Origin of the sequence: Ensifer sp. ENS02 (genome assembly GCF_014851885.1) — a bacterium.
Lineage (GTDB): Bacteria > Pseudomonadota > Alphaproteobacteria > Rhizobiales > Rhizobiaceae > Ensifer > Ensifer adhaerens.
Genome location: NZ_JACVAO010000001.1, coordinates 576039 through 602307, shown reverse-complemented (window position 1 = coordinate 602307; position 26269 = coordinate 576039). Strand labels below are relative to the sequence as shown.

Genomic DNA, 26269 nt, shown 5'->3' with positions numbered 1-26269 from the left:
ACTTGAGAGAAACCCCGGGCAAAATATTGATTCAATTCAACAACATAACAACGCATCAGACAGCCTCCGCCGCCTGGATGCGCTTTTCGGCGCGCAAGGTCGCCGGCCCGGCAAGTGCGGCCGTCGCATGGGCGGAGACGATCTTCTGCACAATCAGCACGGCTTCGCGACCGGCGCCGACCAGCGCTGCGCCCTCAGCAACGCCATGACAACCCGTGTAGGCAAAGACGATCTCGGAGGGGTTGGCGAGCCGGGAAGCTTCGGCTTCGAGCGTGGCGGCATCGTAGAACGCGGCCGGAACCGAGAAATGCTGAGCGGCCGCCAGGATCGCCGGCTCCTCGGCGCGAGCATCGAGCGAGGCGACCAGCCGCAGATCGCCGGGCGCAGCACCGGCATCGGCAAGCGCACGCTCGGCAAGGGCGATCACCTCTTCGGCCGGCGTGCGACGCTCGCAGCCGAGCCCGAGCACCAGCCCGGCTCCTGCTTTCGTCGTCTGTGCAGAGTGTTTGCCCGATGGCATCGGCGGCCGGCTCCCTTCGTTGTTCTCCTTAACGAAGCGCCGGCTGGGACGATCCGTCCCGGCCGATCTGGACAGCACCGGCTGATGGCCCCCTGACTGGGTCGGCCGCACCGGACGCTCTTTCAGTCCGCCAAAGCGGACGCCGTCGCATATCCTTCATTTTTACCGGAGCGCGGAAGGCCGGTCAAACCGGATTGCGCCATCGCCATGTCGCGTTTGAGGAAGATCGTCATCCGCCTGCCGTATCGCAAGGACAGCCCTTCTTCGGCACCATGCGGGCGAGAGCGCCTCCATCCAGAAAGACAGCGAGCCGGAACAAGGCTTTGAATCTTTGTCGGTTTTTCAATTTCGACACCTGCATGGACAGCAACACCGCGACAGAAGGCTTTGCAAATCGCGCCGGGCTCTGACACAAGGCGGAAAATCCCGCCTGACAGCTCTCCTCTCGAGTCCCCGCCGTGCAAGATCTCGCCTTCCACCTGCTCGCCTTCCTGTTCGTCGCCGCCTTCATCGCAGGCTTCATCGATTCGATCGCCGGCGGCGGTGGCATGATCACCATTCCGGCCATGCTCATTGCGGGGATCCCGCCCTTGCAGACGCTCGGCACCAACAAGCTGCAGGGATTGTTCGGCTCCGGCTCGGCCACGCTGTCCTATGCCCGGCGCGGCCACGTGAACCTGAAAGAGCAGCTGCCGATGGCGCTGATGTCGGCCGCCGGCGCCGTGCTCGGCGCCCTGCTCGCAACCATCGTTCCCGGCGACGTGCTGAAGGCGATCCTGCCCTTTCTGCTGATCGCCATTGCGCTTTATTTCGGCCTGAAGCCGAACATGGGCGACGTCGACCAGCACAGCCGCGTCACCCCCTTCGTCTTCACGCTGACGCTGGTGCCGCTAATCGGCTTTTATGACGGCGTCTTCGGCCCCGGCACCGGCTCGTTCTTCATGCTCGGCTTCGTTACCCTCGCCGGCTTCGGCGTGTTGAAGGCGACGGCGCACACGAAGTTCCTCAACTTTGGCTCCAACGTCGGCGCCTTCGGCGTCTTCCTCTTCTTCGGCGCCATCCTCTGGAAGGTCGGCCTGTTGATGGGCCTCGGCCAGTTCCTCGGCGCCCAGGTCGGCTCGCGCTATGCCATGGCCAAGGGCGCCAAGATCATCAAGCCGCTGCTCGTCATCGTCTCGATCGCGCTCGCGATCCGGCTGCTCGCAGATCCGACGCATCCCTTGAGGATCTGGCTGGGGCATTGAGGCGCGGCGCGCTCGGCAAATTCTGCGCTGTCCTAACGGCCGCAACCGCGCAGCCTGTGAGGCGTGGCTGGGCCACACCGGCGGGCAAAACCGCACATGCATGTCCGTTCTGCGATCGTGGATGAGCGGTTGACCGGGTCGACATGGCGCAGACATGCTTGCCGATAGACGGCAGCACTCTCATTCCGGCGCCAATGCACGGGCCTTTGCGAGAAGGGTCTCGTCGCCGTCGCCCAAGACCTCCAGCAAGCGTTTCATCTCGGCGCCGAACACTTTCCAGAAATTCGGATCGCCGGCTTTGATCGCTATCGCATTGTCGATCAGGTCGGCGAGCTTGACGGTTTTCGCCGCGGCGGGCGCCGATGCGAGGTGCTGGCGATCCAGTTCCTTGCGCACCTCTCGGTTGCCGTGGAACGGAGTGGATATGTCGGTAAGCCACGCAACCAGTGTTGCGACCTTGGGGCCGAACGCTTCCTTGAGCTCCAGCAGCGTCACGTCGGTATCTTCGACCGTATCGTGAAGCAGCGCTGCGGCGATCATTTCGGGCGTATGGGGCACGCTTCGAACAATCTCCGCCACCGCAATCGGATGAACGATATAGGGCCGACCGTCATACTTACGCTTCTGTTCGCCGTGTGCTCGGGTTGCAAACTGGAGCGCGCTGTTCTCGAGATCGGTCATTATTTTGCGTTCAACGCCGGCTTCCATCACCTAAACCCAATCCCAAGCTTTCAGAACGAACCAGGCGACCCGTGATTTCTATCGCCGTCAGGCGTCGCTTCGAGCGACGCACGCTTGCCTGCCCGCGCGAAGGTCGCGGGCGGTCAACGCCTGACAGTTATGCCAAGATCAGGCGCACCGGATTTCGACCAGCACGAGCACTGCTCTCCGACCGGACCTGCGCCATAGCTGCATTCGTTCTCCCGCGTCTTGCAAATCCGTGGACGGCGCGCTTCGGCGAGCGCCTTGGCCTTGGCTTCATCCGCAGCCCTTTGCTTGCGCGTCGTTTTAGTTTTCGGTTTCGCCTTCTGGCTGGTCGTCGTTTCTTGAGCTCGTGACGCCCCGCTCTTCACGGTTTGCGCCTGCCCCGCCACACCTGATGACAAGAACAGCAAGACCGATGCGACACCAACCGCAGCTCTGAGAGTATTCTTCAAGGTTCACCCGTATTTAGCCTGTCGACGGTCTAACATGGGTGCGGCCTCCTGCCTATGCAATCGCTCGGCGGAAGGAGCAGCCGTCAAGACTCGAATTTTGCCGACCTTCCGACACGGCGGGGGCGACGATGACAGCCTCCAACGCTTGGCAATAAGATCCGGTAACCACGACGAAAGTCGGACAGCTCCGGCGCTTGAACCTCTAGTTACTAGAGATTGCAAGGTGATCAGAATGCTTCGCCGGGTAGACGCTCAAATGGGCCGCCTACCCGTCGTGCGCTCCTGTCTTGTCAGCTCGCTCCAGAGGTTTCCATGTCCACCACCCTTCCCGCCATCCTGATGCTCGTCGTGGGATTGTCCACGCTCGCGCTGGCGATCCTCCGCCGTGTGCAATCCGGCCGCTCGCCGGTCGTGCTGACCTATGGCGACGATGCGGAAGGGTTTGCGGGCAGGCTTTTCCGCCTGATCGTCGCAGCGCTGGTGATCCACCTGCTGGCGGTCGCCATGCTCCCGGCCTCCGTCGATGCTGCCCTCGGCCGGATCCCGGCGCTCGACACCCCCATCCTTCACGCCGTCGGCCTGGCGCTGATGACGCTCGGCGGCGGGCTGACGATGCTGTCGCAATGGGCGATGCGTCATTCCTGGAAGATCGGCATCCCTGAAAAGCAGGACGCGCCGCTTGTGACCTCAGGCCTCTATGCCTTCTCGCGCAACCCGATCTATGTCGGCATGGTGACCGCGCTGATCGGCACGGTGCTGGCGGTGCCCAACGTCATCTCGGTGGCGCTGGCGCTCTCCGCCTGGATCTCGATTTCCTACCAGATCCGCATGGAGGAAACTCACCTCGCCAAGGTCTTCGGCGACGCCTACGGTGCCTATTGCAGGCGTGTCCGCCGGTGGGTCTGAAGCAGGGTTCACCCTCAGGCTGCGACGCTTCCAGCGTCTGCCGAACTGCGCGACTTGGCCCGACGGATCAGGAAGGCGCTCGCTCCAATTGCCGTCAACCTCCATCCCGTCCTCCCGCTCGTCACAACCACTGCATGTGTCGGGATTACGGATTGATTGAGGCGAGCATTCAGTGAACAGGCACCAGAGCAGGCGCGCTCAAAACACCGCCAGCAACAGCGCCCCGGCGGCAATGAAGGCGACGCCGAGCCAGTTCATCAGGTTGAGCTTTTCACCGAGGAAGAGCACGCCGAAGATTGCGACCATGACGATCGAGAGCTTGTCGATCGGCGCCACGCGGGCGGCGTCGCCGAGCTTGAGCGCGCGGAAATACGCAAGCCAGGAGGCGCCGGTGGCAAGACCGGACAGCGCGAGAAACAGCCAGGTGCGTCCGGAGATTTCCGATGGCTTTTGCCACTGCCCTGTCGCCGCCACGATGGCGGCGATCACGCAGAGGATGACGACGGTGCGGATCAGCGTTGCGAAGTCGGAGTTGATCTGCGCAACCCCGACCTTGGCAAACACCGCCGTGAGCGCAGCGAAGGCGGCCGAAAGCAGCGCCCAGAACTGCCAGCTCTGGCTCATCAAAACTCCACGCCCTGCTGCGCCTTGATGCCGGAACGGAACGGATGCTTGATCAGCTCCATCTCAGTGACGAGATCGGCGATTTCGATCAGGTCTTCTTTCGCGTTGCGGCCGGTGAGCACCACATGCGTCATGTGCGGCTTTTCTTCCTTCAGGAAGCGAACCACTTCGGCGACGTCGATGTAGTCGTAGCGCAGAGCAATGTTGATCTCGTCGAGCAGCACCATCGAGTTGCGCTCGTCACGGATCAGTTCCTTCGCCTTCTCCCAGGCCTTTTCAGCCATCGCAACATCGCGGGCGCGATCCTGCGTTTCCCAGGTGAAGCCCTCGCCGAGCGTATAGAACTGGCAGACATCGCCGAAATGCTTCTCGATCAACTCGCGCTCGCCGGTTGCCATCGCACCCTTGATGAACTGCACGACGGCGCAGGGCATGCCGTGGGCGATATGGCGGAAGATCATGCCGAAGCCGGCGGTCGACTTGCCCTTGCCCTTGCCGGTGTTGACGATGATCAGACCCTTCTCGTCGGTCTTCGTCGCCATGATCTTTTCGCGCGCTGCCTTCTTCTTCGCCATCTTCATGGCGTGGCGGGCATCGTCCTTCTCGGCCGGGGCTTCGCCGCCTACTGTCGTCTCGTCGCTCATGATCACTCCCTCAGTTCTCAAGTTCGGGATGGGCAGACGCCCTCGTCCCGCTTCGGTTCCTTTTCGCACTTCACTGAGCAGCGAAACGGAACCAGGTCCTTGTTTGCAAGCAATTCCGGACGGATTACCGCCAGCCCGGAACCGCTCTATTCATTGCCGGCACGAAGCCGGGTTGCTGCCGTGCCGATGCCGGCAAGTTCAAACCGCGCCGAATTCGAGCGCGGCGTCCAGAGATTGCGGTCGATTGCTTCAAGCAGGCGTTCGGCAAGCTCGGCAAAGGCGGCCTGGTTCTTGTCGCGCATGAAGTCAGCCACGCGCTCGTCGACAATGAACGCCTGATAGGCGGCCTCGAAATGATGGTCGCGCACCGCACCCGTGGTCGCGGCAAAGGCGAACATGTAGTCGACCGTGGCAGCGATCTCGAAGGCGCCCTTGTATCCGTGGCGCATGACGCCATCGATCCACTTGGGATTGACGACGCGGGCCCGGACCACGCGGCCGATCTCTTCTTCGAGCGACCGGATCACAGGCTTTTCCGGACGGGAATGGTCGTTGTGGTAGATCGCCGGACGGTGACCGCCGAGCTGTTCGGCGGCAGCGCTCATGCCACCTTCGAACTGGTAGTAGTCGTCGCTGTCGAGCAGATCGTGCTCGCGGTTGTCCTGGTTCTGCACCACCGCCTCTATCGTGCGCAGGCGTTCCTCGAAAAGATCGCGCTCGGCCTTGCCCTCCTCGCCGGCGCCATAGGCATAGGCGCCCCAGGTAAGATAGGCCTCGGCGAGATCAGCTTTGGTTTCCCAACCCTTCTCGTCGATCAGCGCCTGCAGGCCGGCGCCATAGGCACCGGGCTTTGCGCCGAAGACGCGGTAGGAGGCTCGACGCGCGGCCTCAGCAGCCTCGACACCTTCCGCTTCCAACCGTCGGCTTTCCGCCCGCATGCGTGCGGCGATCATGTTGTCGGCATCGTCTTCCTCCAGCGCGCCGACGGCGCGGATCGCCTTGTCGAAGAGCGCGATCTGGTCCGGGAAGGCATCGCGGAAGAAGCCGGAAATGCGCAAGGTCACGTCGACGCGTGGGCGGCCGAGGACTGCGAGCGGCACGATCTCGTAGCCCATCACCCGGCGAGAGACCATGTCCCAGGTGGGCTTGGCGCCGATCAGCGCCAGGGCCTGGGCGATGTCGTCGCCGCCGGTGCGCATGTTCGCCGTACCCCAGGCGGTCAGGCCAAAGGAGGACGGCCATTCGCCGTGGTCCTGCAGGTAGCGGCGGATCAGAAGCTCGGCCGATTTCTTGCCGAGCTCATAGGCAGCCGGCGTCGGCACCGCGCGGCTATCCACGGAGTAGAAATTGCGCCCCGTCGGCAACACATCCGGCCGGCCGCGCGTCGGCGCACCCGATGGACCGGGGGCGACGAAGCGGCCGCTGAGACCGGTGAGGAAGCCGGTCATCTCGGCGGCACCCGAGTTTGAAATCGACGGCTTCAGGCGCGTTTCGATTTCGCCGAGCACGGCGCGGGTGTTGGCCCAGTGGTCCGGGCAAGCCAGTTCACCCGACACGAGATTTGCGGCAAGCAACTCGATGCGCTCAACCGTATCGCCGGCGGTGCGCCAGGGGGTGTCCAAGAGGTCAGCGAGGATGGACGGTTTCGGGCCTGACCAGGTGTCGGACATGACGCAGTCGAGCGGGTCGAAGGGTTGGGCGTCGCGTGCGGGGTTGCCCCCCGCCGAGGTGGGAATAGCAAACCCACGCAGCCCCGCATCCGCTGCGATCGCCCGCTGCAGGCTCTGGTCGCCGCCCTCGCCGAGACCGCGGGGCACGCGCGCCAGCGCTACGGTGAGGTCCGTCAACAACCGCCCTTCCGGCGCGACGCCGAAGATGTGCAGGCCGTCGCGGATCTGCATTTCCTTGAGGTCGCAGAGATAGGCGTCGAGCTTTTCCAGCGCCTTGTCGTCGCTGTCGCCCCTGTCGATGCCTGCGTCGCTGTCGAGGCCGATGTCGCGCACGAGATCGAGGATCTGGCGGCTGAGCAGCCTGAGGCGTCGCGGATCACCGCCGGCGGCATCGTAATACTCGTCGACGAGCGCCTCCAGATCCTTGAGCGGTCCGTAGGATTCGGCGCGCGTCAAGGGCGGGGTCAGGTGGTCGATGATGACGGCGCTGGTGCGGCGCTTGGCCTGTGTACCTTCGCCCGGATCGTTGACGATGAAGGGATAGATGTGCGGCAGCGGCCCGAAGATCGCTTCGGGATAGCAGGTTTCCGACAGCGCCAGCGCCTTGCCCGGCAGCCATTCGAGGTTGCCATGCTTGCCCATGTGGACGATCGCCTGCGCTCCGAACTGCTGGCGCAGGAAGGCGTAGAAGGCGAGATAGCCATGCGGCGGCACGAGGTCCGGCGAATGGTAGCTTTCCTTCGGATCGATGTTGTAGCCGCGCGCCGGTTGGATGCCGACGATCACCTCGCCGAAGCGGGCCAGCGGCAGCGCGAAGGCGCCATCGAGGAAGAAGGGATCGGCCTCCGGCACGCCCCAGCGACCGGTAACTTCATCCTTTATCTGTTTCGGAAGCGAATCGAAGAACGTTTTGTAATCGTTCAGCGAAATACGCTCGCGGATTTCGCGGTCATGGCTCGCCGCATTGGTCGGCCCGGCCATCAGATAGCGGATCAGCGCGTCGCCATCGGCGGGAACCTCACCGACCGCATAGCCTTCCCGCGCCATGGCGCTAAGCACCTCGACGGTACCGGCCGGCGTGTCGAGCCCGACACCGTTGCCGAGGCGACCGTCGCGGTTCGGATAGTTGGCCATGACGATGGCAATGCGGCGCTCGGCGGGCTCTGCCCGGCGCAGCTTCGCCCAGTTGACGGCAAGATCAGCGGCAAAGCGCACCCGGTCTTCGAGCGGCTCATGGCCGACGATATTGGCCTCCACCTTGGCGTCATAGATCGACGCCGCCTTGAAGGAGACGGCGCGCGCAAGGATGCGGCCATCGACTTCGGGTAGTGCCACGTTCATGGCGAGGTCGCGCGCCATCAGCCCCTGCGGCGACGTTTCCCATTGCGCCCGCGACGAGCCGGAGAAGATCACCTGCAGCACCGGCGCACCGGTCGATTCCAGCACCGTCGGCTGACGGTCGGCACCGGGCGACGAGACCGCAAAGCCAGTGGCGTTCATCACCACGTCGGGTGCGGCCTCCGAAAAAATCGCCTGCAGCGTGCCGACGGAAACGGCATCCTTGAGGCTTGAGACGAACACCGGCAGTGCCCGCACACCTTCAGCCTCCAGCGCATCGATCAGCGCCTCCACCGGCCGTGTCTCGCCACTCTGCACGAGCGCGCGGTAAAAGCAGATCCCAACCGTCGGGGGTTCGAATCCCTCCCCCGCTACCATCCGTCCCTGAACACGAGACTGCCATTCGCTGACGCCGATCACGCCAGCACCCGGCCACCAGATGCCGGCCTTCAACAGGGGCTTTGCCGGCTGCGGCTTCTCGGCACCCGTGACCAGTGCGGCCGCATAGTCGAGAAACAGCCCGGCATTGTCCGAGCCGCCTTCGGTGAAGTAAGCCCAAAGGCGCTGGCGGTCGTCGGCTGCGACGGTGGAGAAAGGCTCCAGCCCCGGATCCGGCTTGTCGTCACCCGGCAGAACCGCGATCTCGAAACGATGGGTGACGGCAGCCGCATGCAGGGCTTCCAGCAGATAACGGAAATAGCTGGCGCCACCGAGCGGCCGGACGACGATCAGCTTGGCGTGACGCGCCGTGCGCTCGACGTAAGTGTCGACCGACATCGGGTGCATCAGGCTCATCAGGCTGGCGATACGCAGGCTCAAGCCTCCGTCGCGTCGGCCGTGAGCCGCGGCGATCGAGGAGAGCTCGGTGTCGGCGGCCGATAGGAAAAGGATATCGGCCGGCGTTTGCCCAAGGTCGATCGCCTCGTTGCCGTCGGCGATCGTTCCTTTCTGGGCGAGAAGCAGATGCATTCGTCTTGTCCGTTGGGGCAATTCCGAACGAAAACGCCAAAAGCGTTTTCCATCCGGAACTGCATCATTTCAATGTGTTAGATCATTTCATTCAAAGAACGATCTACACGAGCGCGGTGATCGCAGCGCGCACCGCCGCCTCGTCCATGTCGTGCAGGCCGATGACGACGAGGCGCGTACCGCGCTTTTCGCCGGCGCCCCAGGCGCGGTCGTAATACTGGTCGATGCGGGCGCCGACCGCCTGGATCAGGAGGCGCATCGGCTTGCCGGGCACGTCGGCAAAGCCCTTGAGGCGCAGAACGTCGTGCTCCGCGATCACGCCCTTCAGGCGATCGATGAACGCCGAGGGATCGGCGATCGAACCGAGCTCGACGACGAAGCTGTCGAACTCGTCGTGATCGTGCTCCTCACCTGCCTCGTGCTCCATCTCGTGATGCGACTTGCGGTTGGCGATATCGCTTTCCGTGCCGACACCGAGGCCAAGCAGGATGGCAGCGGCGACTTCGCCGTTCTTCGCCTCGATCATCGTCGGCTTGCGGCTGGTGCGCGAAGACACCTCGTCGCGTACGGCCTTGAGGCCGGAGGCATCGATCAGATCGGTCTTGTTGAGAACGATGAGATCGGCAGCCGTCAGTTGGTCCTCGAACAGCTCCTCGATCGGGCTTTCGTGATCGAGATTGTCGTCCTCGACGCGCAGCGCATCGACCTTGTCGTGGTCGTCGGCAAAGCGGCCAGCGGCAACGGCGGCGCTGTCGACCACGGTGACGACGCCATCGACGGTCACTTCGCTGCGGATATCCGGCCAGTTGAAAGCGGCGATCAGCGGCTGCGGCAGGGCAAGGCCCGAGGTTTCGATGATGATGTGGTCAGGGCGGTTTTCACGCTCGAGCAGCTTCGTCATGGTCGGGATGAAATCGTCAGCCACGGTGCAGCAGATGCAGCCATTGGTGAGCTCGATGATGTCGTCCTCGGTGCAGGCCTCGGCACCGCAGCCCTTCAAGACATCGCCGTCGACGCCGAGATCGCCGAACTCGTTGATGATCAGCGCGATGCGCTTGCCGTCGGCGTTCTGCAGCAGGTTGCGGATCATCGTCGTCTTGCCGGCGCCGAGGAAGCCGGTGATGACGGTCGCCGGGATCTTGCCCTGGTTGGCTCTCGCAGTGGTCATGGATCAACCCTTCATTTTCAGCGGCAAACCGGCCGCGACAAAGTAAACTTCAGCGGATTTCTCCGCAACGATCTGGTGAAGCCGGCCGGCATGGTCGCGAAACTCGCGGGCCATGCGGTTCTCGGGCACGATGCCGAGGCCGACCTCATTGGAAACAAAGACGAGGCGCGCCCGCGCCTCAGGCAGATACGCAACAAGGGCGGCGAACTCCGCCGTCATGTCGCGCTCTTCCAGCATGAGATTGGTTACCCATAGCGTCAGGCAGTCGATCAGGACCACATGGCTGGGATCATCGATGCGTCTGAGGATGCCGACGAGATCGAGCGGCTCCTCATGCGTCGTCCAGCCCTCGCCGCGGCGCGTCCGGTGATGGTCGATGCGCTCGCGCATTTCGTCGTCCCAGGCGCGGCCCGTGGCGACGTAATGCATGGTGAAGCCGGACGCTTCGACGAGCCTCTCGGAAAAGCTGGACTTGCCGGAACGGGCGCCGCCAAGGACCAGCACGGGCCCGGCGCTGAGACTGCTCATCGTGGCTGCCTCAACATTCCCAAATCAGCCGTCGGTGGCAAAAGCCATCGGACGCGCCACGGGCGCGTTCTTGAAAACATCTGCGAGCCAAAACAACCTCCGTGATGGCGTTGGAGACAAAAGTCCCCTCGGGCGGAATGCCCATACCGGATGGCAGGTCTCCTGGCTCACGGCGTCACGGGCCGAACATCGCCTCGCCCTTAAAGGGCAAGGTTCCGATGTCAGGGCCCGAGCGGCCCGCCTCACCTTCCCGGCGTCTTTCCGGTGCCACAGCGAACCTTTGCGCGTCGTCTCCGACGCATGGGCGCTGTGAGGGACATCGTGAAAGGCGGACGATTCGTAGAAGAAGAGGCGTCCAAACCCGGCTGATCACGATGCCACGCCAGTGGCTTTTCCGGCTTGATCCCCGACCTGCCCCGATTGCCCATGCAACCGGCCGACAGCCCGGCACCAAACCCGATGGCGAACCCTGACCGTTCTACAGTCGCGGGGTCGGCTGCGATAAGGATGCCCGATTTGGGTCCACCCGTCACATTCCCAATTATTCCCCCAGATCGCCACGACAAGGGGGAACCATCCAACACCTGATGATTAGGAAGCGGGCAGCCCAAAGTCAATCGACGCATGCGACGCCTCCCCGGCCGAGTTGCGCCACGCGACGATTTGTCGGGCGTCAGGCACGACGGCAGTGTGAACGGAACCGATGTCGAAACCTAGTGCTATGGATAGCAAACTGCTGCTAACACCTGTGTCAAAGTGCCGAGGGCGAATTTCGCCAGAAAAGGAACCTTTCGAGTGGATACCGACCTGCGCCGCGTCGTCCTCATCGTCTCCCTGTTGAACCTTGGCTATTTCGGGGTCGAACTCCTTGTCGCGCTTTCGATCGGCTCGGTGTCCCTCATGGCCGACAGCGTCGACTTCCTCGAAGACGCCTCCGTCAACATGCTGATTTTCTTTGCTCTGGCCTGGACGGCGCGAACCCGCGCGCGGGTCGGCATGGCGATGGCGTTCATTCTACTGGTACCGGCGCTGGCCTTCCTTTGGACGGCCTGGGCGAAGTTCATGGATCCGGTCCCGCCAGAGCCCTTTGCCCTGTCCCTGACCGGACTTGGGGCGCTGGTGGTCAACCTCTTCTGCGCCTATCTGCTCGTCGCCTACCGTCACACGAGCGGCAGCCTCACGCGGGCAGCATTTCTCTCGGCCCGCAACGATGCCTTCGCCAATGTGGCCATCATCGCCGCGGGTCTGGCGACAGCCTATCTGTGGCAGTCGGCCTGGCCGGACCTGATCGTCGGCCTGGGGATTGCCCTGATGAACCTGGATGCCGCGCGGGAAGTCTGGGAAGCCGCAAGCGAGGAGGACGATGTCGCAGCGCAGTTCCCCCGGGGACCTGCTGGCTGACCGTTGCCGCGTCCCTAGTGCCTGAGCAACTCGTCCAGCCAGCGACGATCGAGCACAGCCTCCAGTTCGTTCGCGACATCGTCGAGCGCCGCATCGACCGATTGGCGGTAGTTGTTGGCGCCGCCTTCGATGCCGAAACTCTTGAGCAGCGCGCCGCGATAGGCGTCGCTGGTGAAGAGCCCATGCAGGTAGGTGCCCATCACGCGGCCATCGGCCGAAAGCGCGCCGTCGGCGCGATTGTCGATGCGCACCGACGGCCGGCCACAGTCCGCACCTTGCGTCTTGCCAAGATGGATTTCGTAGCCTTCGAGCGCCACATCATGCTCCAGCGACCAGGCGCGGCTGTTGCGCACCGTCTTTTCCGGCGCCATCTCGGTCTCGACGTCGAGCAGCCCGAGGCCCTCGACCGCACGTTCGCCGCCCTCGATGCCGAGCGGATCGGTGACGCGCCGGCCGAGCATCTGGTAGCCGCCGCAGATGCCGATGACCCGGCCGCCCCGGCGCACATGACGTTCGAGGTCACGGTCCCACCCTTGCGCACGGAAATCGATGAGGTCGCCGATGGTCGACTTCGACCCGGGAATGATGACGAGGGCAGCGTCGGCCGGAATGGGACTGCCAGGCCGCACGAAGACGAGATCAATCTCCGGTTCGGCGGCGAGCGGATCAAGGTCGTCGAAATTGGCGATGCGCGACAGTACCGGGACGGCAACCTTCAGCGCCCGCCCCTCGCCGCGCGTCAGCTTCTCCAGCACGACGGAATCTTCCGCCGGCAGGCGTGCCGCCGCCTTCAGCCACGGCACGACGCCGAAGCAGGGCCAGCCGGTGTAGCCGCCGATGGCGGCAATGCCGTCGTCGAACAGCGTGACGTCGCCGCGGAACTTGTTGATGAGATAACCGGTCACCATGCGCCGGTCTTCCTCGGGCAGGATCGCATGCGTGCCGACCAGCGAGGCGATCACCCCGCCGCGGTCGATGTCGCCGACCAGCACGACCGGCACGTCGGCCCGTGTCGCAAAGCCCATATTGGCGATGTCGCCGGGCCTGAGGTTGATTTCGGCCGGCGAGCCGGCGCCTTCGACCACCACGAGATCGGCACCGGCCGATATTTGTTCGAAACTCTCCATGACGGCGCCCAGCAGCTTGGGCTTGAGCGCCTGATATTCCCGCCCCCTGGCCTGCCCGGCGACCTTGCCCTGAACGACGATCTGGCTGCCCACGTCCGACTGCGGCTTCAGGAGCACCGGGTTCATGTGCACCGACGACGGCACGCGCGCGGCCAGCGCCTGCAGCCATTGCGCGCGGCCGATCTCGCCGCCGTCGTCGGAAACGGCGGCGTTGTTCGACATGTTCTGCGGCTTGAACGGCCGGACCTTCAGGCCCTGATTGGCGGCAAGCCGGCAGAGCCCCGCCACCAATACCGATTTTCCGACATCCGAGCCGGTTCCCTGCAACATGATCCTGCGTGTCATGCGGCCATCGGTAACACTGAAACGGGCAGCGGCAAAGGTCTGTTTCGACACGATTTCGCCGCAATTGACAAAGCCCTTTCACGCATTGTTTCGCGCTTTCGCAAGGCTTGTCGAAAATGTCGCGGCCGATAGCCAGAATGCGACATGGCGTGGCGAGTTTGGCATTCATTTTTTTGCAGCGCACACCTATATCAGCGGCATAGCAACACGCCCCGGAGGATAGGCCTCCGGCCTCTCAAGGTTCATGTCCATGCTGTATATTTTCAGCAAGCCCAATTTCGTTCAGATCGCCTGGAACTCGAAGGTTCCGTCCAGCCAGTCGCGCGTGCGCAACCTCGTCGTCGACGCGCCCTTCGGCCCGCTCGGCGTCATCCGCACGTCGAACGTCGGCTAAGGCCAGCGATCGGGGCGGAAGCCCCTTCGAGCTCTCCTCCCAGAGCCTCCTCCACCGCCCCTCCGGGGCGGTTTTTTTATGTCCGGCATTGGCCCTGAAATGCGAAGGCCGCATCAACCTCTTCAGGAGGGATGCGGCCGCCAAAAAACGCCTGGTCACTTCGGAAAAACACACCGAAGGTTCGCTCAAAGTCCGGGACGCACAAACCTGATCCGGACCGGCGGCAGTCCCCCGCCGCGAGAAGAACAATTAGCTGGACATCGTTACCGGATGGTTAGTGAGGATTTAACCAAAGATGAATTCCGGACTTTTTTGTAAATTTTTCGCGACATGCGCGCCATTTGGCGTGACGCAATCACGACAGGAAACGTCAGGATCTCGACAGGGTTCTGAGGTCCGTGGCGCCCAGCGCCATTTTTTGCGGCAAGAATTGTCGCTATTGCTTAAATTCGGGGTCTCTCACGCACAAAATACGCGCTTCGGCGATGTCGCAGACAGAACGCACGAGACCCCGTCCTTCCCGGTCAACCGATTGAAGAGGTTGATTTCTCAGCGAGAAACCTTAGGCTTGGTTTGCGGTATAAGAGGAGATTGGCTGGCGACAGGGTTCCGCGGCCAGGGCTGAATACGAACTCCCGCACCGTCCGCAGCAAGGGTGAACCTTGGCTTGTTTGATGCCGAACCCCCGGCTGCATCGTTGTTTCGGGTGACGGAGGATGTCGCGTCCGCCGTGGATTCCCGTTTGGATCTTGGCTGCAAAATAAGACTGGGAGGTCTTGCAACATGAAGAAACTCCTCGCTTCCACCATTCTCGCCGCTGGCCTCTATGCCATGGCGGGTTCCGCGCAGGCCGCGGAATGCGGTGAAGTCAGCATTGCCGAAATGAACTGGGCTTCTGCCGGCGTCGCCGCCCAGGTGGACAAGTTCATTCTGGAGAACGGCTACGGCTGCACGGTGACGCTGGTCACCGGCGACACCATGCCGACCTTCGCTTCCATGAATGAAAAGGCGCAGCCCGACATGGCGCCGGAACTCTGGGTCAACGCCGTGCGCACGCCGCTCGACGCTGCGATCAAGGAAGGCCGTCTCATCGAAGCCGCCAAGATCCTGAGCGAAGGCGGCGTCGAAGGATGGTGGATCCCGAAATTCCTCGCCGACGCGCACCCGGACATCAAGACGGTGCAGGACGCGCTGAAGCACCCGGAACTCTTCCCGGCACCGGAAGACTCGTCGAAGGCCGCCGTTCACAATTGCCCGTCCGGCTGGAACTGCCAGGTCTCGACCGCCAATCTCTATCGCGCGCTGAACGCGGAGAAGGACGGCTTCCTGCTGGTTGATACCGGCTCGGCTGCCGGCCTCGACGGCTCGATCGCCAACGCGTTCGAAAAGAAGACCGGCTGGCTCGGCTACTACTGGGCACCGACCGCCATCCTCGGCAAATACGAGATGACCCGCCTCTCCTTCGGCGTCGATCACGACAAGGCCGATTGGGACGCCTGCACCGCCGTGCCGGATTGCCCGAGCCCGAAAGTCAATTCCTACCCGGTTTCCGACGTTTACACCGTCGTGACCAAGTCCTTCGCCGACAAGGCGAGCGTCGCCATGGACTACGTCAAGGCGCGCAAGTGGGACAATGGCACCGTCAACAAGGTTCTCGCCTGGATGGACCAGAACCAGGGCACCAACGAGGACGGCGCCAAGCACTTCCTCGCCGAGTTCCCGGATATGTGGACACAGTGGGTGAGCCCGGAAGTGGCCGAAAAGGTCAAGGCAGCGCTCTGACCGAAAATGACGGCAGGCGGACCGTGGAATCGGCCGCCTGCCCGTTCCGGTTTTGATGCCGGGACAGGGAACGATGGGGCGTCCTTGCGGGTTTCGTTTGAACGTTCATCGTCTCAGAGGCGGCGAACCGGGAGCCTTCGCGTCGCTATCAGGTAAGCGGGCGACACATTTCGCTGCCACAGTTTAAGTGCCGGGACCCAAAGAGGTCACCCAAGTGTGCGCCGTCATCGACCCGTTCGATGCCGAGACGCGGCCGGCTTAAAAAAAACTTCCGGCCAAGAAGGGGAAACAAATGGCCTCCATCTGCAGTGTCTTGCCAGCGTTGCTCTGCAAGTTCCCTGCCATTGACGAGAGCACGATCCGGCTCGCCCGCAAGGCTGTCGATGATAGCTTCAAGGGCTTCGTGCGATCCTATGGTAACGCCATCGACACGGTGGTCCAGCCGCTTCAATGGTTCCTGAACTACCTCGAAAGCCTGTTCGTCGGCTCCCCCTGGATTGTGATCCTGGCGGCGATGACCGCGATCGTCTATTTCGGCAGCCGCAACATCAACGTCACCATCGGCACCGCGCTGTCGATGATCGCCATCGGTCTTGTCGGGCTTTGGAATGACACCATGGTCACGCTCGCCATGGTCACCGTCTGCACACTGATCTCCATCCTGATCGGCATTCCGATCGGTATCCTGATGGCGCGCTCGGACCGGGTGCAGTCCTTCGTCAATCCGATCCTCGACGTCATGCAGACGATGCCGAGCTTCGTCTACCTGATCCCGGTCGTCATGATCTTCGGCATCGGCAAGGTGCCGGGGCTGATCGCCGTCGTCATCTACGCGGTGCCGCCGATGATCAGGCTCACCAATCTCGGCATCCGCCTCGTCGACAAGGAAGTGCTGGAAGCGGCCGACGCCTTCGGCTCCTCGACCTGGCAGAAGCTGAAGAACGTGCAGATGCCGCTGGCGTTGCCGACCATCATGGCCGGCATCAACCAGACGATCATGATGTCGCTGGCGATGGTCGTCGTCGCATCGATGATCGGCGTCGGCGGCCTCGGCAAGAACGTGCTGCAGGCGATCGCCAACCAGTTCTTCACCGTCGGCTTCCTCAACGGCTTTGCCCTTGTCGGTATCGCCATCATTTTCGACCGTACCAGCCAGGCCTTCGGCAAGCGGCTGCAAAAGCACTCGGAGGTTATCCATGGCTAGTCACGCGATCGAGGTGAAGAACCTCTACAAGATCTTCGGTCCCCGCGGCGTCGACTTCGTCGATGCAGTCAAGAAAGGCATGGGCAAGGCCGAGCTCAACGAGCAGCACGGCCACGTGCTCGGCCTGCAGGACATCAACATTTCCATGCCCGCCGGCAGCGTCATGGTGGTCATGGGTCTCTCGGGCTCCGGCAAGTCGACTCTGATCCGCCACATCAACCGGCTGATCGACCCGACCGCCGGCGAAGTGCTCTATGACGGCGTCGACGTCTGCAAGATGAACGACAACGATCTGCGCGAATTCCGCCGCCACAAGACGGCGATGGTGTTCCAGAAGTTCGCGCTGCTGCCGCACCGCACCGTGCTCGACAACACGGTCTATGGTCTCGAAATCCAGGGTGTGGAACGCAAGGAGAGCGAGAAGCGCGCCCGCGGCTGGATCGAGCGCGTCGGCCTCAAGGGCTTCGAGAACCATTACCCGAACCAGCTGTCGGGCGGCATGCAGCAGCGCGTCGGTCTCGCCCGCGCGCTGACCAACGATGCCGACATTCTCTTGATGGACGAAGCCTATTCGGCGCTCGACCCGCTGATCCGCGTCGACATGCAGACGGTGCTTCTCGACCTGCAGAAGGAACTGAAGAAGACCGTCGTCTTCATCACCCACGACCTCGACGAGGCGCTGCGCCTCGGCGACAAGATCGCGATCCTGCGCGACGGCCGCGTGGTGCAGCAGGGTACCGGCCAGGAAATCGTGCTGTCGCCGGCCGACGACTACATCACCGCCTTCGTCAAGGAAGTGAACCGCGGCCGGGTCATCAATGTCGAGACCATCATGCGGCCGATCTCCGGCAATGCCGAAGGCGTGCCGCTTGCAACCGGCACTGTACTGGAATCGGCGGCGCGCACGATGACCGCCGCCCGTGTGGGAACCGCCCACGTGGTCGATGAAAACGGCCGCCCGATCGGCGCCCTCGACCTTTCGACGGTCATCGCCGCGATGGTCACGCCGGTCAGCCACGAGGATCGCGCTGCGGCTTGAGACAAGCGATGATTGGGGCAGCGACCGACGCGGCCCCTCATCCGCCTGCCGGCACCTTCTCCCCGCCCGCGGGGAGAAGGGATTTGCGGCGATGCAGCGCTCCCAATCTCTGACAGACTGCCCGGCGGTCAGTGCCCGACGACATCCTATCGTTTTCCCGACCTCATCATGGCCGCCTCTGGCGGCGGCCAAGCAACGGACGGCGAACGTCAGCCCTCGTCCCCTCGCCCCGCCCGCGGGGAGAGGGTTAGAGTGAAGGGCAAATCTCAGTGGTCTGAGAGATCAGTTCGTGGTGGTCGTCGCCGCTGCAGCAGCCGGTTCAGTGACGCTGGCAGCGCTTGCGTCTTCCTTCGGCGGCAGGAACTTGTCGAGCAGCGCGATCATGTCGTCGTCGCGCGACTGCGCCGTCTTGCCACCCATGACGACGGCGACGAGGCGGGTGTCGCCGCGCTTGGCCGAGGTCACGAGATTGTAGCCGGAGGCGTCGGTGTAGCCGGTCTTGATGCCGTCGACGCCTTCGTAGCGCTTCATCACGCCGTTGTGACCGCGCAGCTTCATGCCACGAAACTCGATTGTCTTGTTGGCGAAGAGCTGGAATTCCTGCGGAAAGTCGCGCATCAGCGCGAGGCCGAGCGTCGCCATGTCGCGCGCCGTGGTTACCTGGGCCGGGTCCGGCAGACCGTTGGCGTTCTTGAACACGGTGCTGGTCATGCCGAGTGTCCTCGCCTTGCGGGTCATCATCTGGCCGAAGGCGGTCTCGTTGCCGGCGAGCGTCTCACCGATAACGACGGCTGCGTCATTGGCCGAAAGCACGACCATGCCCATGACCGCTTCGCGCACGGTGATCTGGCGACCGGCGCCGACGGCAAGCTTGAACGGCTCCAGGCTGTTTGCGTGCTCGGAAACCGTCAGCTTCTGGTCCCATTGCAGGGTCCCGCTGCGCAGCGCTTCGAAGGCGAGATAGATCGTCATCATCTTCGTCAGCGACGCCGGGAAGTTCAGCTCGTCGGCATTGTCGGCCTCGAGGATCGAGCCGGTGTCGGCGTTGACGACAAAATGGGCCTGCCCGGCTGCGGCAAAGGATGCGCTGCCAAGCAGCAGGCTTACGGAGACCGCCGCGGACGCGACCATACGGATAAGGGACTGCATATCGTGTTTTCTCGTTTCGACGCTATCGAACGACCTCGGAACGAAAATCGAGATCGAATTATGGAAGACGGACCGCGAAATACGGCAAGGGCCGCGTTTTCCACACGGCCAATATACCGTAGCCTTTTAAGGGCATGGCGTCCGGGCGGCAAGCACCTGCGGCAATCGGCGCGTAAATATCGGGACCGGTAATGCCGCGACTGCCATTCCCGCCCGGGCGGCCCGTCCACCGTTTCACCGAGGTTTAACCTGATTGCGCCAAGGTGCGGATCTCCCAAGGCCGGCCCTGTCCGAACGGCAGGACGGCCCGGGGTCATGATCACCGATGCCGAACCGCGTCCCAGTCATTCGTTTTTTAAGCCGCCATGCACCCGAACACAGCCACGGCAGACACCTCCACCGCGCGCCAGCGCGTGCCGGAGGCGTTCGATGCCGGGCTGGCGGAACTCGTCAACGGCGTTGCCGCGCTGCTTTCGGGCCTTGGTCTGTTCCTCATCGTCTTCACGCTGATCCCGTTTCAGGGCGCGGTGACGACGGATCCGAACGCGGCGAACGAAGGCAACATCATCAACCAGGTCGGCTACCTGGTGCTCGGCGCGGTCTATCTCTTCGCCATGCTGCTCACCGTCGACCGACGGGTGCTCGCCCGCCTCGTCTCGCCGGCCTGGATCGCGATCTTCGCCATCGCCTACCTCTCCTGCCTGCAGTCCTATGACCCGGCCGCCTCCGCCCGCGGCCTGACGCTGAGCCTCGTCGCCATGATCATGGTGGCGGGCGTGCTGGTGCTGCCGAAGAGCGAGCGCGATTTCGTCAACGCCGGCGCCAATGCGATCCTGCTTCTGATCCTGATCGACTACGCCGCTCTCTTCGTGGCACCCGACCGCGCCATCCATTCGGCCTTCGGCGACGAGCCCTGGCATGCCGGTTTCTGGCGCGGCCACCTCCTGCACAAGAACGTCTCGGCGCCGGTCTTTTCCATCCTCTGCATGTTCGGCATTTATTGCCTGCGCGCCGGCGCGCCGCTTCGCGGCTGGGCGATCACGCTGCTGGCGGCCAATTTCGTGCTGCACACGGGATCGAAGACGACGATCGGATTCCTGCCGATCGCGATCGGCCTCGTCTTTGCCGGCCGTGCGGTGCGCAGCCCCGGGCTGATGATCCTTGCCCATCTCGCCATGTCAGTGCTGGTCTTCGGCCTGACGCTCGGTACCATCTATTCCGACACGCTGCTTTCGATCACCAAGGGGCTGATCGACGATGCGACCTTCACCGGCCGCGACGACATCTGGAAATTCGCGAGCGCCAGCATCGCCGAGCGCCCCTGGCTCGGCCAGGGCTATGCGAGTTTCTGGCTGTCGCCCGTGATCATGGGCATGGAGGCGAATTTCGAGGCGAGCTGGGACGTGCGCGGCATCGTCACCGGCCACAACAGCTATCTCGACGCGGTGCTGATGTTCGGCCTGCCCGGCGGCATCCTCATGACCACCCTGCTTTTCGTCAAACCGCTCTTCGACTACGCACGAGCCTATCGCCGACCGCAGGGCCGCATCTTCGCCGATTTCTGCGTCATGGTGGTGATCTTCATGACCTACAACGCCATGCTCGAAAGCTTCTTCCTCAATCGCGCCGATCCGATGTGGCTGCTGACGGCACTTGCCGTCTTCGGCCTTGGGCTCGCCGGCCGCATGAGCATGCGCGCCGAACCGGAAGCCTCCCGTCGCTGAACGCTTGCCAAGACATAAAGATATCTTTATATCTTGTTGCAATCTATTCTAGCCGGGAAAAACCGATGACCGCAGCCTCCAATGCCCTCTCCGCTCTCATCGCTGAAAAAGGCGTTCTTCTCGCCGACGGCGCCACCGGCACATCGCTCTTCGCCATGGGCCTCGAAGCAGGCGAAGCGCCGGAACTCTGGAACGAAACGAAGCCGGAGAACATCACCAAGCTGCACCAGGATTTCGTCGACGCCGGCGCCGACATCATCCTCACCAACACCTTTGGCGGCACCCGTCACCGGCTGAAACTGCACCAGGCCGACGACCGCGTGCATGCGCTGAACAAGCGCGCCGCCGAGATCGCCCGTGCGGTTGCCGACAAGGCATCGCGCAAGGTCATCACCGCCGGCTCCGTCGGCCCGACCGGCGAACTCTTGATCCCGCTCGGCGCGCTTTCCTATGAAGATGCGGTTGCCGCCTTCGTCGAGCAGATCGAAGGCCTGAAGGCTGGCGGCGCGGAAGTCGCCTGGATCGAGACCATGTCCTCGCCGGACGAGATCCGTGCGGCCGCCGAAGCGGCAGCCAAGGTCGGCCTTCCCTACGTCTATACCGGCTCGTTCGATACCGCCGGCAAGACGATGATGGGGCTGCACCCGAAAGACATCCATGGCGTTGCCACCGAGTTCGGCGACGGCCCGGTCGCCGTTGGCGCCAATTGCGGCGTCGGTGCTTCCGACATTCTCTCCTCGCTGCTCGACATGACGGAGGCAGCACCCGAGGCAACGGTGATCGTCAAGGGCAATTGCGGCATCCCGGAATTCCGCGGCTCCGAGATCCACTATTCCGGCACGCCGCCGCTGATGGCCGAATATGTGCGCCTTGCGGCCGATGCCGGTGCCAAGATCATCGGCGGCTGCTGCGGCACCACCTGCGACCACCTCGCCGCCATGCGCGTCGCACTCGACGAACATGTGCGCCGCGAACGCCCGACGCTCGACCTGATCATCGAAAAGATCGGCCCGCTGCGCAACAAGACCGCCAACGAAACGGCGGCCGCGCCTGCCCGCGAGCGCCGCAGCCGCCGCGCCTGATCAAGCCAGGCAAGGCAAATCGACAAGCAAACGCCCCGGCATCGAAAGATCCGGGGCGTTTTCGTTTATGCGTCGATGTGGCGGCTGTCTTAAAGCGCGGCGTTGTCGAAGGCCTTGGCGTCCGTCGCCCGCTCAGCCACGGGCCTGCCCTTCGCCGCCTCGATGAAAGCTCGGTAGAAATCGAAGGCGCGTCCCATCTGGCGGGACCCTTCCTTGGAGAAGTGCCCGAAGTCCTCGAAGAGCGCGACGCCCTTGTCCTCGATCTTGCACGTGTCGCCGTCGCAGAGATAGTCCATGAAGCTGACGACGGGATACTCGTCGGCGATATCCGCAACCACGTTCAGGACATCGCGGTCATATTCGCGAACGGTCTTTTGCACCGGCTCGCAGTGCCGGTCCGACAGGCCGAGCAGACGGGCTCTTGCAACGCAGAGCCCGGTATCGCGGCCGTCATGCGGCGTCGGCGCGACGAAGACGGGTTCGAAGCCGTTCGAGCGCAGCCAGGCAAAGGTTGCCCGCAGGCCGTCGATGAGAAGCTTCGTCTCGGTCGTCACCTCGCTGCGGCCATCGACCAGCACCTTCTCCTCCTTCAGGTACTGGCTGAGCTGCGAGGACAGAACGACGTAGCGGATCGACCGGTTGGCAAGCAGGAAACGGCGGACCTCTTCGTTGTAGCGGGCGCAATCGTCGGACCAGTCGCGACCGAGCCGCGGCATGATCGGCGACAGGTTCAAAAACGGCCCGCAATTATTCTTGGCAAGCTGCACTAGTCGCACGTCCGGCTTCGACGCGATAATGCCGTCGACGAGGTGCCGGGCGAAGGAATCCCCCCAGACCGCGACCTCGGGTTTCGGGTTAGAGGCGCAGTGCAGGTCGGCGACGGCATCGCATTTCTTGCCGAGGCCGACGCTCGGCTCCGAAAGCTGCGCAAGTTCGCGGTTCCGGGCGGCGAGACCGTCGGAACCGTCGAGCGTGAAGCCGAAGGCGATCGCCGCCGATCCGGCAGCAAGCGTGGCGCCAAACACCGCGCGACGGCTGAAGCGGCCCGGCTTGCGGAAGGGCTGCTCGACGAGACGCCAGCTGAGATAGGCAAGTACGAAGCAGAGCGCGATCAGGAGCGCGTAGCCTTCGGCCGGAATGTCCTCGATCGACCGCAAGCGCGCGAAGGCAAAGACCGGCTGATGCCAGAGGTAGAGGCTGTAGCTGATGAGCCCGATCGCGACCAGCGGCTTCAGCGACAGCAGCCGGCCGACGACGGTATCGCTGCGACCGAAGGCGAGCACCAGCGCCGTGCCCAGCACCACCGGCACGGTCGTCCAGCCGGGATAGAAGGCCGATTCCACCACGAACAAATAACTCGCGACGATCGCCAGCAGACCGAGGGCTGACAGAAGCTCGCGGTTGCCTTTCGAAAGATCGAGCTTTTCAACGCCGACGAGCGCAAGCAGCGCACCGACGCCGAGTTCCCAGAACCGGCTTGGCAGCAGGTAGAAATTCGCGGCCGGGTCCAGGTTCGCAAAGACCTGCGTCGCCGCAAAACTCAGGAGCACGAGCGCCGCCACCACCTTCAACAGCGTTGCCCGCGAGAAGCGGTGAAGCAGCAAAAGCAGCAGCGGGAAGACCAGATAGAACTGTTCTTCGACCGCCAGCGACCAGGTGTGCAGCAGCGGCAGCAGCGCCGTGCTCGGCGCGAAATAGCCGGTCTGGTCCCAGAAGAAGAAATTCGAGGCGAACAGGTTCACCGCATAGAGGCTCTTGCCGAAGCTGTTGAGTTCCTCCGGCAGCATCCACATCAGCGCGAAGGGAATGCAGACGGCGCAGACCAGGAGCAGCGCCGGTGCGAGCCGACGGGCACGCCGCTCGTAGAAGCGCACGATGCTGAAGTTCCCGTCGCTGATCTCGCGGTGGATGATCGCGGTGATGAGATAGCCGCTGATGACGAAGAAGACATCGACGCCGGCAAAGCCGCCAGAGACAAGGCCGAAACCGGCATGGAACAGGAGGACCGGGACGACGGCAAGCGCGCGCAGTCCATCGATTTCGGGTCTGTATTGCATCAGCAGAGGAAACACTCGGTGGCGGGGGCCGCTCGTTAACACAATCTTGACAATGGAACCATTGTCGCGCGGTCCGTATCCACATGCGTGCGTTCCAAGGCTCCCGGGGCATACGCCCGGGAGCGGGACCTGCGGGTAACTAGCAGGCCGAAGATGGCGACACTGGGGCTATCGCCGAATATGCCGGCGCCAGGCATCGAGCCCGACCTCGATATCCTTGCGGCCGAAACCGACGCGGAAGCGATCGGCGGCGACCGGCAGCAGATCGGATACGAAGAGGCTCGACGGCAAGAGCAGCACGCCAGCCTCCTCCACCAGCCCCCGGCAATGGCTCTCGACGCCATCGGCGCCGAGATAGCGGGCAAAGCCGACGCAGCCCCCGTCAGGTGCCCGCCACTCATAGAGATCCGGGAATTCCGCAAAGAAGGCGCCGAGCCTCTCGAGATTGGCGGCAACGAGCGCCCGGTTGCGATCGAGGATAACGGCACGCCCCTTGAGCGCGATTGTCGCCAGCACTTCCGACGGCCGCGAATTGCAGATCGACAGATAGTGCTTCATCTTCTCCATGCGTTCGAGAAGCGCATGGTCGCGGCAGGCGATCCAGCCGATTCTCAGGCCCGGCAGGCCATAGGCCTTGGACATGACATTCAGCGAGATTCCACGGTCAAAAAGTTCGGCCGCCTGCGGCAGGCGCAGCGAGGCGTCACGCTCCAGCCCGCGATAGACCTCGTCGCTGAAGAGATGAATGCCGCGCTCCGCGCAGAGCTTGGCGAGCGCCGCGAAGGTTTCCTGGTCGGCAATGGCACCGGTCGGATTGTTGGGGAAATTCACACAGATCAGCTTCGTGTTGGGTTTCAACGCCGCGCGCACGTCGGCGATATCGAGCCGCCAATTGTTCTCTGGGCGAAGCGGCACGCCGGTCACCGCGCCGGCGATCGTCACCGGAAGGGTCTCCATCGACTGGTAGTTCGGCACCGTCACGATCGCGTGGTCGTCCGGCCCGAGCAGCGCCAGCATGGCGCAATAAAGCCCCTCCTCCGCGCCGGCAAAGCAGAGGATATCGGCAGCCGTCAGCCCTTCATAGGTCGCAGCGATCGCTGCCCTCAGCGCCGGTGCGCCATAGGTCTCGGTATAGCCGAGCGTGATGTTGTCCCAGGCGGCGCGGTCCTCCGCGTCGGCAAGCGCCAGAAGATCGCTCATGCTGGTCGTCTGGCTGTCGCTTGCGGTCATATGGTGGCGGGCGCTGAACTCCCAGCGGGAGAAATGGGTTTCGAGCCGGAAATCGGGCAAGGTCGTCATGGATATTTCCTCCTCTCGCGGCTGAGGCGCACGCGAACGGTTATGGGTCAGGCAAGTCCGAAGAGCCGCGAAGCGGTCTCTGTCCGAAATATTGCGCGCAGCAATCAGGGCGCCTCGCCGCGGGCCGCAGCGAGATAGTTGTAGATCGACGCGCGCGAGGCGCCGATGAGGCTGGCAAGGTGATCGACCGCGTTGCGCGTCTGGAAGAGGCCGCGTTCGTCGAGCGCTGCCACCAGCGCCACGCGATCGCCGCGCTTGAGCGCCGAGAGCGCCAGCCCCCGCTCCTTCAGCCAGCCATGCAGGGTCGCGTTAATCTCCTCGCGCCAGTCGCGCGAAAACAGCGCCTGCGGCTTCGGCTGCTCGGCGCCGGCGAAAGCCGAGAGCAGCTTCACCGCCTGATCGATCATCGACATGTCGAGATTGATGCAAAGCAGGCCGACCGCGTCGCCCGTCCCGTCGCGCAGAACGGCTGAGATCGACTTGAAGCGCCGGCCATCCCCGCCGGTCTTCTCATAGGGACCAAGCACTGCGTCAGTGCTGCCGAGGGCTGAAAATTCCTCTTCGATCAGCGAATCTTCGCCGACCGCGCGACCGGAGAAACAGTTCCAGATCCCCGCGATCGTACCGGTTCGAAGATCGTGCAGCACAACCTCCCCATGCGGATAAAGAAGCGCGCTGATCGCAGCCGCCGTCGGCGCGTGCGTTGCAAGGATCGAGGTGAAGGCGGGTGCTATGGTCATGGCTCGCATATGCCCATACCTGGACTATTTGTCAATATTAGACTATATGTTCAAAATCTGCATATTCGCCACCGCTTGCGCACCCGTGACCGCTGGCCTATCCCCGATGAAAGAGAGATTCGCTGCTTTGCAGCGGTTCAACGTGCCACACCGCGCCT

23 protein-coding genes and 1 riboswitch are annotated in these 26269 nt (G+C 63.4%); of the genes, 9 read left to right on the top strand and 14 right to left on the bottom strand.

Annotated features, from left to right (window positions below; translation table 11 throughout):
- Window positions 1–55: 55 nt before the first annotated feature.
- Together IB262_RS03090 and IB262_RS03085 are read right to left on the bottom strand one after the other, a co-directional pair.
- The gene (locus IB262_RS03090; RefSeq protein ID WP_112976536.1) at window positions 56–520 is read right to left on the bottom strand and encodes a cobalamin biosynthesis protein; all 465 of its coding nucleotides are present in this window, start codon (window positions 518–520) and stop codon (window positions 56–58) included.
- Between the two features lie 122 nt (window positions 521–642).
- Window positions 643–999: a hypothetical protein gene (locus tag IB262_RS03085; protein ID WP_192357179.1), complete on the bottom strand. Its 357-nt coding sequence runs from the start codon at window positions 997–999 to the stop codon at window positions 643–645.
- Here IB262_RS03085 and IB262_RS03080 point away from each other — a divergent pair.
- A complete protein-coding gene (locus IB262_RS03080; protein ID WP_060584895.1) occupies window positions 979–1764 on the top strand; it encodes a TSUP family transporter in 786 nt (261 codons plus the stop codon). The genes IB262_RS03085 and IB262_RS03080 overlap by 21 nt on opposite strands.
- A gap of 180 nt (window positions 1765–1944) precedes the next feature.
- Here IB262_RS03080 and IB262_RS03075 read toward each other — a convergent pair whose 3' ends face one another.
- Window positions 1945–2472 (bottom strand): HD domain-containing protein, encoded by a 528-nt coding sequence (locus IB262_RS03075; protein WP_112976534.1) that lies wholly within the window; start codon window positions 2470–2472, stop codon window positions 1945–1947.
- A 116-nt stretch (window positions 2473–2588) separates the two neighbouring features.
- Window positions 2589–2921 (bottom strand): hypothetical protein, encoded by a 333-nt coding sequence (locus IB262_RS03070; RefSeq protein WP_162727427.1) that lies wholly within the window; start codon window positions 2919–2921, stop codon window positions 2589–2591.
- 312 nt (window positions 2922–3233) lie between these two features.
- Between IB262_RS03070 and IB262_RS03065 the strand changes: the two genes are divergently transcribed.
- Window positions 3234–3827, top strand: coding sequence for an isoprenylcysteine carboxylmethyltransferase family protein (locus IB262_RS03065; protein WP_060520613.1), 594 nt, complete (start codon window positions 3234–3236; stop codon window positions 3825–3827).
- Between the two features lie 198 nt (window positions 3828–4025).
- On the opposite strand, the gene IB262_RS03060 is transcribed toward IB262_RS03065, so the two are convergent.
- From IB262_RS03060 to cobU, 5 genes are all read right to left on the bottom strand, one after another.
- Window positions 4026–4451, bottom strand: coding sequence for an EamA family transporter (locus IB262_RS03060; protein ID WP_060520612.1), 426 nt, complete (start codon window positions 4449–4451; stop codon window positions 4026–4028).
- Window positions 4451–5095 (bottom strand): cob(I)yrinic acid a,c-diamide adenosyltransferase, encoded by a 645-nt coding sequence (gene cobO, locus IB262_RS03055; RefSeq protein WP_043617391.1) that lies wholly within the window; start codon window positions 5093–5095, stop codon window positions 4451–4453. The genes IB262_RS03060 and cobO overlap by 1 nt, the downstream gene beginning before the upstream one ends.
- Before the next feature lie 146 nt (window positions 5096–5241).
- The gene (gene cobN / locus IB262_RS03050; protein ID WP_112976532.1) at window positions 5242–9072 is read right to left on the bottom strand and encodes a cobaltochelatase subunit CobN; all 3831 of its coding nucleotides are present in this window, start codon (window positions 9070–9072) and stop codon (window positions 5242–5244) included.
- Window positions 9073–9175: 103 nt separating this feature from the next.
- Window positions 9176–10240, bottom strand: a complete 1065-nt coding sequence (gene cobW / locus IB262_RS03045; protein WP_060520610.1) for a cobalamin biosynthesis protein CobW — start codon at window positions 10238–10240, stop codon at window positions 9176–9178.
- 3 nt (window positions 10241–10243) lie between these two features.
- Window positions 10244–10768 carry a bifunctional adenosylcobinamide kinase/adenosylcobinamide-phosphate guanylyltransferase gene (gene cobU, locus IB262_RS03040; RefSeq protein WP_034788264.1) on the bottom strand — a complete coding sequence of 175 codons (525 nt, stop codon included), beginning with the start codon at window positions 10766–10768 and terminating at the stop codon, window positions 10244–10246.
- Window positions 10769–10902: 134 nt separating this feature from the next.
- A riboswitch (cobalamin riboswitch) is annotated at window positions 10903–11361 on the bottom strand.
- Between the two features lie 202 nt (window positions 11362–11563).
- On the opposite strand from cobU, the gene IB262_RS03035 reads away from it, so the two are divergent.
- On the top strand, window positions 11564–12169 hold the full coding sequence (locus IB262_RS03035) for a cation diffusion facilitator family transporter (protein WP_112976531.1): 606 nt from the start codon (window positions 11564–11566) through the stop codon (window positions 12167–12169).
- Between the two features lie 14 nt (window positions 12170–12183).
- On the opposite strand, the gene IB262_RS03030 is transcribed toward IB262_RS03035, so the two are convergent.
- Window positions 12184–13641 (bottom strand): cobyric acid synthase, encoded by a 1458-nt coding sequence (locus tag IB262_RS03030; RefSeq protein ID WP_112976569.1) that lies wholly within the window; start codon window positions 13639–13641, stop codon window positions 12184–12186.
- A gap of 250 nt (window positions 13642–13891) precedes the next feature.
- Here IB262_RS03030 and IB262_RS03025 point away from each other — a divergent pair, with 250 nt between their 5' ends.
- The 4 genes from IB262_RS03025 to IB262_RS03010 all read left to right on the top strand — a co-directional run bounded on the left by IB262_RS03025 (window position 13892) and on the right by IB262_RS03010 (window position 18060).
- Window positions 13892–14035: a hypothetical protein gene (locus IB262_RS03025; protein ID WP_089044242.1), complete on the top strand. Its 144-nt coding sequence runs from the start codon at window positions 13892–13894 to the stop codon at window positions 14033–14035.
- A gap of 783 nt (window positions 14036–14818) precedes the next feature.
- Entirely contained in the window at window positions 14819–15817 is a 999-nt protein-coding gene (locus tag IB262_RS03020; RefSeq protein ID WP_034788254.1) for an ABC transporter substrate-binding protein, read from the top strand.
- Window positions 15818–16109: 292 nt separating this feature from the next.
- Window positions 16110–17021, top strand: a complete 912-nt coding sequence (locus IB262_RS03015) for a proline/glycine betaine ABC transporter permease (protein WP_034788251.1) — start codon at window positions 16110–16112, stop codon at window positions 17019–17021.
- Entirely contained in the window at window positions 17014–18060 is a 1047-nt protein-coding gene (locus IB262_RS03010) for a glycine betaine/L-proline ABC transporter ATP-binding protein (protein ID WP_060520608.1), read from the top strand. The genes IB262_RS03015 and IB262_RS03010 overlap by 8 nt, the downstream gene beginning before the upstream one ends.
- Before the next feature lie 282 nt (window positions 18061–18342).
- On the opposite strand, the gene IB262_RS03005 is transcribed toward IB262_RS03010, so the two are convergent.
- A complete protein-coding gene (locus tag IB262_RS03005) occupies window positions 18343–19209 on the bottom strand; it encodes a D-alanyl-D-alanine carboxypeptidase family protein (RefSeq protein WP_060601026.1) in 867 nt (288 codons plus the stop codon).
- Window positions 19210–19574: 365 nt separating this feature from the next.
- On the opposite strand from IB262_RS03005, the gene IB262_RS03000 reads away from it, so the two are divergent.
- Both IB262_RS03000 and bmt read left to right on the top strand, forming a co-directional pair.
- A complete protein-coding gene (locus tag IB262_RS03000; RefSeq protein WP_112976530.1) occupies window positions 19575–20933 on the top strand; it encodes an O-antigen ligase in 1359 nt (452 codons plus the stop codon).
- Between the two features lie 65 nt (window positions 20934–20998).
- A complete protein-coding gene (bmt, locus tag IB262_RS02995) occupies window positions 20999–22015 on the top strand; it encodes a betaine--homocysteine S-methyltransferase (RefSeq protein ID WP_112976529.1) in 1017 nt (338 codons plus the stop codon).
- An 89-nt stretch (window positions 22016–22104) separates the two neighbouring features.
- Here bmt and IB262_RS02990 read toward each other — a convergent pair whose 3' ends face one another.
- The 3 genes from IB262_RS02990 to IB262_RS02980 all read right to left on the bottom strand — a co-directional run bounded on the left by IB262_RS02990 (window position 22105) and on the right by IB262_RS02980 (window position 26111).
- Complete coding sequence (locus tag IB262_RS02990; RefSeq protein ID WP_192357175.1) at window positions 22105–24072, bottom strand: acyltransferase family protein; 1968 nt, start codon at window positions 24070–24072, stop codon at window positions 22105–22107.
- Window positions 24073–24240: 168 nt separating this feature from the next.
- Window positions 24241–25371, bottom strand: a complete 1131-nt coding sequence (locus IB262_RS02985; RefSeq protein WP_112770937.1) for a pyridoxal phosphate-dependent aminotransferase — start codon at window positions 25369–25371, stop codon at window positions 24241–24243.
- A gap of 104 nt (window positions 25372–25475) precedes the next feature.
- On the bottom strand, window positions 25476–26111 hold the full coding sequence (locus IB262_RS02980) for a PAS domain-containing protein (RefSeq protein ID WP_112976528.1): 636 nt from the start codon (window positions 26109–26111) through the stop codon (window positions 25476–25478).
- Window positions 26112–26269: the final 158 nt, after the last annotated feature.